Source organism: Micromonospora sp. S-DT3-3-22 (genome assembly GCF_015354745.1).
Classification (GTDB): Bacteria; Actinomycetota; Actinomycetes; order Mycobacteriales; family Micromonosporaceae; genus Micromonospora; species Micromonospora wenchangensis.
Map to the genome: position 1 here is coordinate 24,433 of NZ_JACGMO010000081.1, position 9,126 is coordinate 33,558.

A 9,126-nucleotide genomic window follows, 5' to 3' on the forward strand; every position below is an offset into this window, starting at 1 on the left:
GGCGATGACCGACATCGTGGTGGTGGGCAGCCTCAACGTGGACGTGGTGGTGCCGCTGCACGAGCTGCCCGCCCCCGGGCAGACCGTGCTCGGCGCGGCCGACCACCGGCGGGCCGGCGGCGGCAAGGGCGCCAACCAGGCCGTCGCCGCCGCCCGGCTGGGTCGCCGGGTGGCGATGGTCGGCGCGGTCGGCATCGACGCCGACGGCGACTGGCTGCTCGGGCTGATCGCCGCCGAGGGGGTGGCCACCGAGGCGGTGCTGCGCGCCCCCCGGCCCACCGGGCAGGCGATCGTGCTGGTCACCGCCGACGGCGACAGCACCATCGCGGTCAGCTCGGGGGCGAACATGTGGCTCGCCGCCGAGCATCTCGGCCCGCTGCGGGACCTGCTCGGGTCGGCGCGGGCGGTGCTGCTGCAACAGGAGGTCGACGCCGCCGTGGTGGCCGAGGCGGTACGGCTGGCCGAGGGGCTGGTGGTGCTCAATCCGGCCCCGGCCCGCCCGGTCGACCCGGCGACCCTGGCCCGGGTCGACGTGCTGGTGCCCAACCGGGGTGAGCTGGCCGCCCTGGCCGGCGCGCCGCCGACGGACGCCGGGGTCGACGCGCTGGCCGCGATGGCCCGGTCGCTGGGCACCCGGGGGCCGGTGGTGGTGACCCTCGGCGCTGACGGCGCGCTGGTGGTGACCACCGACCGGCAGTGGCTGATCCCGGCGGAGCGGGTCGACGCGGTCGACGCCACCGGCGCCGGGGACACCTTCTGCGCCGCCCTGGCCGACGCGCTGCTCGACGGCGCGGCGATCGACGAGGCGGCCCGGTGGGCGAGCCGGGCGGCGGCGGTCACCGTCACCCGACCCGGGGCGATGGAGGCCGCCCCCCGTCGCGTCGAGGTGCCCACCACCGCCTGACCTGCTCTCCCGATCCTGCCGCCCGTCGCATGCCGCCTGTCGGCGACGGCGCGGCCCGGCTCCGGCCGGCTGCGCGTCGCCCCCGGCCTGTCCCGGCCGGGGGCGACGGCGTGGCGGCTACCCCGTGCGGGGTGCGCCGCCCGGATGACGCCGGCCCCGGCCCGCGGCACAGCGCCACGGGCCGGTCAGCGGTGGCCGGTCAGAAGTGGGCCGGGAAGTCGGCCTTGCGGATCAGGCAGTGGATGCCCTTCACCCCGTCGACGACCTGGCTCACCTCGAAGTCGGCGGCGGCGCTCAGGTAGGCCAGCGCGGTCTGCGGCGGCATGCCCTGGGTGCGGACGAGGAAGTCGACGGCGGCCCGGACGGCCCGGCGCATCGCCTCGTCGAGGTCGCCGTGCAGGCCGACCGGGAGCCAGTGGGTGGCGGTTTCGCCGAACGGCCCGTCGACGGCCCCGAGCAGGCCGCCGGCCTGTGCCCGGGGGATCACCGACAGCCGCAGGGTGGCCCGCAGCGGCGCCTCCAGGGCGGTCAGCGCCACCTCGCCGTCGCCCTGGGCGTAGTGCGGGTCGCCGGCGTAGAAGCCCGCCCCGGGCAGTTGCACCGGCAGGTAGAGGGCGGAGCCGACCTGGAGTTCGTTGATGTCGAGGTTGCCGCCGAACGCGCCGGGCGGCACCGAGTGCACCGGCTCGTCGGTGTCCACGGCGACGCCCATCAGGCCGAGGAACGGGGCCAGCGGGAAGGTGGCGGCCCGCCCGTCGCCGTACGGCAGGGTGCCGAGCAGCCGGCCGCCGCTGTGCAGCACCCGGGTGAAGTGGGAGACGGTGCCGTACTCCCGGGGGCCGTCGGCGTCCGGGCCGGGGTCGGCCGGGGTGAGCGGGTACTCGCCGGGCAGCGCGCCGTAGCCGTGCCGGCTGCTGATGAAGCCGTACGGGGCGCGGACGAGCAGGTCGAGCACCTCGACCCGGAGCAGGTCGCCGGGTTCGGCCCCGGCGACCGTGATCGGGCCGGTGACCACGTGCGGGCCGTCGGCGTCGTAATCGTGGGCGACGTCGGAGGCGGCCAGGTCGCGGGCGTCGGTGAGGACCTGGTCGCTGGGCACGTCGAACTGCTTGAGGAAGCCGACGGGGTCGCGGCCCTGGTCCTCCAGGATGCCCTCGTGGCTGAGCGTGTCGATGGTCACGGTCTCGCCGGAGCCGACCCGGAGCACGGGTTCGTGCCGCCGGTTGGGCAGCCGGCCCCACAGGCAGGTGTCGGGGGTGCTCGGCAGGTAGTGGGTTCCACCGATCGGGCCATCGTGCGGCTGGAGCATGACATCCTCCGGAAGGGGTGACACCGGCTGGCGGTGCGACGGGACGGCGCGGCCCGGTGCGGGTGGCCGGCGGCCGGCGACGGGATGCGCGGGCCGCGTCCGAGGGCCGGCGATCGGGGTCGGGCGGATCGGCCGGGCCACGTCGGATGCAGGGGATCGTGACCGGCGAAGCAACCGTTGCGTGTTGCGGTCGTATTAACAGCGAGTAACCCGGTGCTGGAGTCTGCCCTGCTCTTGACAGTTGCCATGGCCGAGTAGCAGCATCGTGTGGCGAGATGCTGTCTCGCATGACGTAGAAGGCGGTGAGGTGATGGCGCAGCAGACGCCGGTACGTCCGCTCGGTGCCACCGGTGACGGCGCGATGATCGACGAGGACTGGGAGGCGCTGCGGTTCCGGGTGCACCGCTCGGCGTACCGCGATCCCGAGGTGTTCCGGACCGAGATCGACCGGATCTGGAATCACACCTGGCTCTATCTCGGCCACGAGACCGAGATCCCGAAGGCCGGTGACTTCAAGACCCGCACCCTCGGCGGTCGACCGCTGATCTTCTGCCGGGACGCCGGGGGCCAGGTGCGGGCCTTCTTCAACGCCTGCACCCACCGGGGCACCGTGCTGTGCCGGCACAGCGAGGGCAACACGAAGTTCTTCCAGTGCTTCTACCACGCCTGGGCGTTCAGCAACTCCGGCGAACTGGCCGCGCTGCCCGGCGACGACGCGTACCCCGACGACCCCGCCTTCCGGGCGTCGATGGCCCTGCGCCAGGTGCCCCGGCTCCAGATCCACGAGGGTTTCGTCTTCGTCGCCTTCGACCAGGACGTGCCCGACCTGCTGACCCACCTCGGGCCGGCCGCGCACTACATGTCGCTGACCGCGAAGATCGGCGAACACGGCATGACCACCCTGCCGGGCGTGCAGCTCTACAGCGTGAAGGGCAACTGGAAGCTCGCCGTCGAGAACGCGATGGACGGCTACCACTTCGCCCCCACCCACAACACCTTCGTCGGCTACCTGCGGGAGACCGGGTTCGCCGTCACCGACGACGACCAGTACGCCTACGACCTCGGCGGCGGCCACGGGCTGCTCGTGCTCACCGGGCACAACGGCCGGATCGGGATGGTCTGGGAGCCCCGCTTCGGCGACGAGGAGAAGACCCGCACCGTCGCCAAGCGCCGCGAGCTGGAGGCCCGTCTCGGCCCCGAACTCGCCGCCGAGGTGGCCGACGCCAGCCGCATCCTGTTCGTCTTCCCCAACCTGCTGCTGTTCGACCTGGAGGCGCTGACCATCCGGCAGCTCGAACCGGTCGCCGCCGACCGCACCGACGTGCGGGCGTGGCAGTTCGTCGAGGTCGGCGAGCCGGAGTCGGTCCGCGCGCTGCGGATCAAGACGATGGTCAGCTTCGTCGGGCCGGGCGGCCTGGCCACCCCCGACGACATCGAGGCGTACGAGGCGGTGCAGCGTGGCATCACCGCGACCGCCGACTCGGTCGACCCCGCCCACGACTGGAGCGACATGTCGCGGGGCATGGCCAACGAGAAGCAGGGCAACCAGGGCCGCTCGATCGACGAGGGCGCGATGCGCAGCTTCTGGCGGCGCTGGGCCGAGGTGGTCGGGGCGGGCACCAGTGTGGCCGGCGACCCGCCGGCCGGTACGCCCGCCGCCGGACCCGCCACGGGGGGTGCGGGCAAGTGAGCGTGTCGTCGACGACGGCCGGGAGCCGTGGGGGAGTGGTCAGTGTGGCATCGCGCGAGGTGACCCGGGCCGAGGTGGAGGAGTTCCTCTACCGGGAGGCGCAACTGCTCGACGAGTGGCGGCTCGACGAGTGGCTCACCCTCATCGAGCCGGGTGGCCGGCTGGAGGTCCCGACCACCGACTGGGCCGGCTGGGACGCCACCACCGCCGGGTACTTCGTGGCCGACGACTACGAGCTGATCCAGGCCCGGGTCAAGCGGCTCAAGAGCCGCAAGGCGCACGCCGAGAACCCGCACTCGCGTACCCACCGGATGGTCTCCAACGTGCTGCTGCTGGAGGCCGGCGCGGAGACCGTCTGGATCAGCGCCAACTTCATCATCCACCGCTACCGCGACAACGGCGCCTACACCTACGTCGGCCGCTACGAGCACGTGCTCAAGGTCGACCCGGACGGGCTGCGGTTCCGGCTGCGCCGGGCCGTCCCGGTGATGGAGTCGATGGACCCCGGCGCCCGACTCAGCTTCATCCTCTGAGCCGGCCGCCATGATCACCCACATGCTGGTCTTCCGGTTCCGCGACGACCTGCCGCCCGGCGCGGCGGAGTCCGTCCTGGCCGAGCTGGAGACCTTCCCGAGCCGGTACCCCGCGATGCGCAACTGGCGCAGCGGGGTCAACGTCAGCACCCGCGACACCAGCATGACCCACGGCTTCGTCGTGGAGTTCCCCACCGAGCAGGACCTGCTCGACTACCTGCACAGCGACTCGCACGAGCGGTTCGTCCGGGAACGCTGGCGGCCGGTCATCGAGCGTCAGGCCATCGTCAGTATCCCCACCGCCGGGGACGCCCAGCCCATCGAGAGGGGTCACAGATGACCACCGAGGCCACCGCCCGCCGCCGTGGGCCGTACGGCATGGAGTACGCCCGGATCGAGGTGCCCGACCTGGCCGCCTCCATCGAGTTCCTCCAGTACCACGTCGGGCTGCAACTGGAGCAGCACGACGACGAGTACGCGTTCCTGCGCGCCGACCTCGAACACCACAGCATCGAGCTGGTCGCCGCGCCGCAGCGCACCGAGTCCTGGACCACCGCGGTCGGGTTCAGCGTCGAGAACGACGCCGTCCTCGACGACCTGCGGGAGCGGGTCACCGCCGCCGGGCACGAGGTGTTCGAGCTGGCCGACCGGGTCAAGGGCCTGGTCCAGCGGGGCTTCGCCGTCCGCGACCCCAACGGCCTGATCGTCGAGCTGTTCACCGAGTTCCAGGAGTACGCCGAGCCGCCGCTGATCGAGCTGCGCCCGCTGGACCTGGTGCACCCGTTCCTCGCCACCGACAAGTACGACGAGACGCTGGCCTTCTACACCAAGGTGCTCGGCTTCCTGGAGTCCGACCACGTCGGCGACGTGACGGTCTTCCTGCGCAGCGAGGACCGCTACCACCACAGCCTGGCGATCCAGCGCAACAACGAGTTCTACGTCGCGCACCTGTGCTTCATGATGAAGAGCTTCGACCACGTGATGCGCGGCCGGGCACGGGCCCAGTACAAGCAGGTCCCGATCGCCTCCGACCTGGTCAACCACTCGGCGTCCACGTCGATCGCCTTCTACATGCACGACACCCGGCACGGGCCGCGCTACGAGCTGTGCGACCGGCACCGGGTGTTCACCCCGGAGGAGCACGAGACCCACCGCGCCCGCCGGATGGCGGTCGACCCGCGCAACATCGACGTGTGGCGTCCCGCCGCCGACGACTGGGCGCGCTTCTGACCCGCGCCCCCGTCAGGGCCGGCCGGCGGACTGTCGTACCCGCCCGCCGGTGAGGGGCGCGAACGCGGGGTGGCCCGGTCAGGGGGCCACCCCGCCGTCATTCCCGCAGCGCCCCGGCGCGTTCGGCGGTGGGCTTGACCTTGACACCAGTGTCAAGGTCCTACCATCGCCCTGCGCGGGAGGGGTGGTCGAATGCGCATCGGTGAACTGGCCGGCCGTTGCGGCGTCAGCGCCCGGTCGGTGCGGTACTACGAACAGCAGGGCCTGATCGCCCCACGTCGTGCCGCCAACGGCTACCGGGAGTACGACGACCTGGCGGCGGTGCGCGTCCGGAACATCCACGAGCTGCTGGAATCGGGCCTCACCGTCGAGGACATCCGGCTCTCGATCGCCCACGGCTGCCTCGACGAGCCGTTGAGCACTTTGCCTGTCTGCCCCGACGCGGTGCGGATCGCCGCCGACCGGCTCGACGCCCTCGACCGGCGCATCGCCGCGTTGCAGGATCTGCGCGGGCGGCTCGCCCGGCAGGTCCGGGCGACCGAGACGGTGCTGGCCCGCGACGGGGCACCCGTCGTGACCGGGTTCCCGCCGTCGCCGCCGCCGGCGGACTGAGGGGGCGGGGATGAGACTCGGGCTTTCCCTGGAGCCGCAGGCGTGGCCGCGGGACACCGGCGCGGCCATGCTCCGGACGGCGGGTGAGGCCGAGCGGATCGGTCTGGAGTACGTCCTGATGGCCAACCACGTGCTCCGCAACCCGAACGGGGTCGGCCTCGATCCGGTGGTGCTGCTGGCGGCGGTCGCCGGCGCGACGACCCGCATCGGTCTCGCCACGAGCGTGCTGGTCCTGCCGTACCACCAGCCCGTGGTGCTGGCCAACCAGCTCGCCACGCTGGACGTCGTGTCGGCGGGCCGCCTGACGGTCGCCGTCGGCACCGGCTGGAATCCGCAGGAGTTCGACGCGCTGGGGGTGCCGATCCGGCTGCGGGGCCGGCGGACCGACGAGAGCCTGGAGATCATGAAGGCCCTCTGGTCCGGCACCACCGCGCAACTGGACGACAGGTTCGCCGGCCTGCGTGGCACCGTCCTCGGCGTCTCCCCGTACCGGCCCGGCGGGCCACCGGTCTGGGTGGGCGGACACAGCGACGCGGCGATCCGACGCGCGCTGCGGTTCGGCGTCGGCTGGCACGGCTCCGGCATCGACCACGAGGACGCGCGCGTCGTCCGGCAGCGGATCGGGGAGTTGGCCGACGGCACGGGACGGGACCCGGCGACCATCGAGATCAGCACGGTCGGTTTCCTGGTGCCACCGGGAATCCCGGCGGCCCGGTCCGCGCCGGGCCGGCTGCTCGGTGGCCCCCGCGCCACCACCACGGCGATCGTCGACGACCTGTGTCAGCTCGCCGACGCGGGGGTGGCGATGTGCTCGTTGTGGATGCCCGTCGACGGACGCCGGATGGGCGAGGCGTTGGCGTGGTTGGCCGACGAGGTCCTGCCCCGGGTGGGTCACCGGTCCGGCCCGCGTTAGCTCGGCCCCACGCCGTCGCCCTGTCGGCAAGCTGACCCGTGGCTGGCCGGCGGGATGCCCGCCGTCGACAATGGACGGAGCAGCGCGGACGGTCGGAGCCGACGGTGGCGGGAGCACGATGATGTCTGGCAGGACGGCCGCCCGGCGGGCGGCGGCGTTGGTCGCATGGTGCGCGATGGTGGTGGGGGCCGGTGCGGTGGTGGCGACACCGGCGGTGGCCGCGGTGCCGACGGGCACGATGAGCGCCGGCACCGTCACCGACGGGCGGAGCCTGCTCTATGTGAACAACCCGGATTCGCTCCGCAACACCGACCTCGCCGAGGCGGGCCGGGCGATCTCCGCCCACAGCCTGACCGCCGGCGGTGTGTACCGCGCCTACTTCTCGCACGTGAACCGGACCAGCCCGGCGGTGCCGCTGCACTACGGCATCCGGCTGACCAACGGTCGCAGCACCGCGACCGTGGTCACCCGGACCCGCAGCGTCTGGCGGGCCGGTGCGGCGGGCATCGGCGGCCCGGCGTTGGCCGACTTCCTCAACAGCAGCGAGAGCACCACGATCACCGTGCCCGGCAACGGTCGGGCCTGGTTGTACCGCAGCGACCAGCTCGGGACCGGCCTGCCCGCCGCAATCAACCAGTACCTCGTCGGGGCGGCCGACTTCAGCACCACCGGGTTGCTCACCGCCGAGGTGCTGGCCTGGTCCGGCACCGCGCCCACCGGCAACTACACCTACCCCGGCTACGCCACCGACCTGCGGGACGGGCAGGCGCAGCACCGCTTCGACAAGGGCCTGAGCCCGATCAGCGCCGCCACCCTCACCATCACCTCGACCCTGAGCACCGGCAAGGTCGAGGACCAGTTGCTCAGCGCCACGGCCGGCGTCAACACGGCCTGCCCCACCAACAGCTACGCGAACACGGGCTGGGCGACGAACCTCAACCACCTGCAGAACACGACAGCGCTCGGCGGCGACCTGGTGTCGCTCACCACGCCGGAGGGCCCGCTCGTGACGCCCTGCGTGAACTCGCCCTTCGGCGGCGGCAAGCCCAACCTGCGGAACTGGGGGGTCACCTACACCGTCCAGCTGACCGTGGACAACCAGTCGTTCGCGCCCCGGACACTGGCGTTGGTCGCGTCCGGGCTCGGCGGCAGCGTCAACCTCGCCTACCGCCCGCCGGGCGGCACGACCTGGCAGTCGACGGTGGTCGGCGACTTCGCCAGCGTCACCTGGGCGACCGTCACCGCCCCACCCGGCCCGTCGACCTTCACCGCCTCCTTCGCGGTGAGCGGGCCCGGCCCGGCCGGCCTCCTGCACCGGCTGCGGACCACCGGCTGACCCCGTCGACGCCCCCGCGCCGGTCCGCGCCAGCCGGCCCGACCCGGGCGGGCACGGGGCTACCTCCGCCGTGGGCGGCGGGCCGGTCGGCCACCACGGCGGCCGAGCAGCAGCCCCACCGTGAGGACGGCCGCCGCCACCGGCAGCCCCCAGGGTCGCCGGGCGGCCGACACGGTGAACGCGAGCGGCCGGCCGGGCACCGCGATCCGACCGTCCACCTCGTACCGGCCGTAGGGGGCCGCGCCGGTGGGCACCCGGACGTGGTACTCCCGGGTCTGCCCGGCGGCGATGCCGCCCAGCGTCGGGGCGGCCACGATGGTCCGGGCCCGTCCGGGCGGCCCGACGGTCAGCTCGAACGGCGGGTCGGTGACCTCCTCCGCGCCCGGGTTGTGCAGGGTGATCCGTACCGCGAGTTCACCCGGCAGGCCGAACCAGCCGCGCGGCCCGGAGCGGTCGTCGGCGTGCACCGCCACCAGGGTCAACCCGGCCGGGACGGCCGGCGCGACGGCCGGCGCGGTCACCCCGGCGAGCGTCAGGTCGGCGGTGGCGGCGACCGTGCCGGTCGGCGTCCGGACCCGCAGCACGCAGGGGCAGGCCAC

The 9,126-nt window shown here is 73.5% G+C and carries 9 protein-coding genes and 1 pseudogene; 8 read left to right on the forward strand and 2 right to left on the reverse strand.

Annotated elements, in window-relative coordinates; genetic code table 11:
* Positions 1–4 precede the first annotated feature (4 nt).
* Positions 5–904, forward strand: a complete 900-nt coding sequence (locus H1A17_RS22090; protein WP_194822795.1) for a ribokinase — start codon at positions 5–7, stop codon at positions 902–904.
* Positions 905–1,103: 199 nt separating this feature from the next.
* Here H1A17_RS22090 and H1A17_RS22095 read toward each other — a convergent pair whose 3' ends face one another.
* On the reverse strand, positions 1,104–2,213 hold the full coding sequence (locus H1A17_RS22095) for an acetamidase/formamidase family protein (RefSeq protein WP_194822796.1): 1,110 nt from the start codon (positions 2,211–2,213) through the stop codon (positions 1,104–1,106).
* Positions 2,214–2,523: 310 nt separating this feature from the next.
* On the opposite strand from H1A17_RS22095, the gene H1A17_RS22100 reads away from it, so the two are divergent.
* The 7 genes from H1A17_RS22100 (at position 2,524) to H1A17_RS22130 (ending at position 8,527) form a co-directional block, all read left to right on the forward strand.
* Positions 2,524–3,903, forward strand: coding sequence for an SRPBCC family protein (locus H1A17_RS22100; protein WP_145919473.1), 1,380 nt, complete (start codon positions 2,524–2,526; stop codon positions 3,901–3,903).
* Positions 3,904–3,947: 44 nt separating this feature from the next.
* Positions 3,948–4,436: an aromatic-ring-hydroxylating dioxygenase subunit beta gene (locus H1A17_RS22105; protein WP_158224284.1), complete on the forward strand. Its 489-nt coding sequence runs from the start codon at positions 3,948–3,950 to the stop codon at positions 4,434–4,436.
* Between the two features lie 22 nt (positions 4,437–4,458).
* Positions 4,459–4,776 carry a Dabb family protein gene (locus tag H1A17_RS22110; protein WP_168222470.1) on the forward strand — a complete coding sequence of 106 codons (318 nt, stop codon included), beginning with the start codon at positions 4,459–4,461 and terminating at the stop codon, positions 4,774–4,776.
* Positions 4,773–5,666, forward strand: coding sequence for a VOC family protein (locus H1A17_RS22115; protein ID WP_088647651.1), 894 nt, complete (start codon positions 4,773–4,775; stop codon positions 5,664–5,666). Before H1A17_RS22110 ends, H1A17_RS22115 begins: the two co-directional genes overlap by 4 nt.
* 192 nt (positions 5,667–5,858) lie before the next feature.
* Positions 5,859–6,278: a MerR family transcriptional regulator gene (locus H1A17_RS22120; RefSeq protein WP_145919476.1), complete on the forward strand. Its 420-nt coding sequence runs from the start codon at positions 5,859–5,861 to the stop codon at positions 6,276–6,278.
* Positions 6,279–6,288: 10 nt separating this feature from the next.
* Complete coding sequence (locus H1A17_RS22125; RefSeq protein ID WP_145919477.1) at positions 6,289–7,191, forward strand: TIGR03619 family F420-dependent LLM class oxidoreductase; 903 nt, start codon at positions 6,289–6,291, stop codon at positions 7,189–7,191.
* A 121-nt stretch (positions 7,192–7,312) separates the two neighbouring features.
* A complete protein-coding gene (locus tag H1A17_RS22130; protein WP_194822797.1) occupies positions 7,313–8,527 on the forward strand; it encodes a hypothetical protein in 1,215 nt (404 codons plus the stop codon).
* Between the two features lie 59 nt (positions 8,528–8,586).
* On the opposite strand, the pseudogene H1A17_RS22135 reads toward H1A17_RS22130, so the two are convergent.
* Positions 8,587–9,126 (reverse strand): annotated as a pseudogene (locus H1A17_RS22135) (hypothetical protein); the annotation flags it as partial.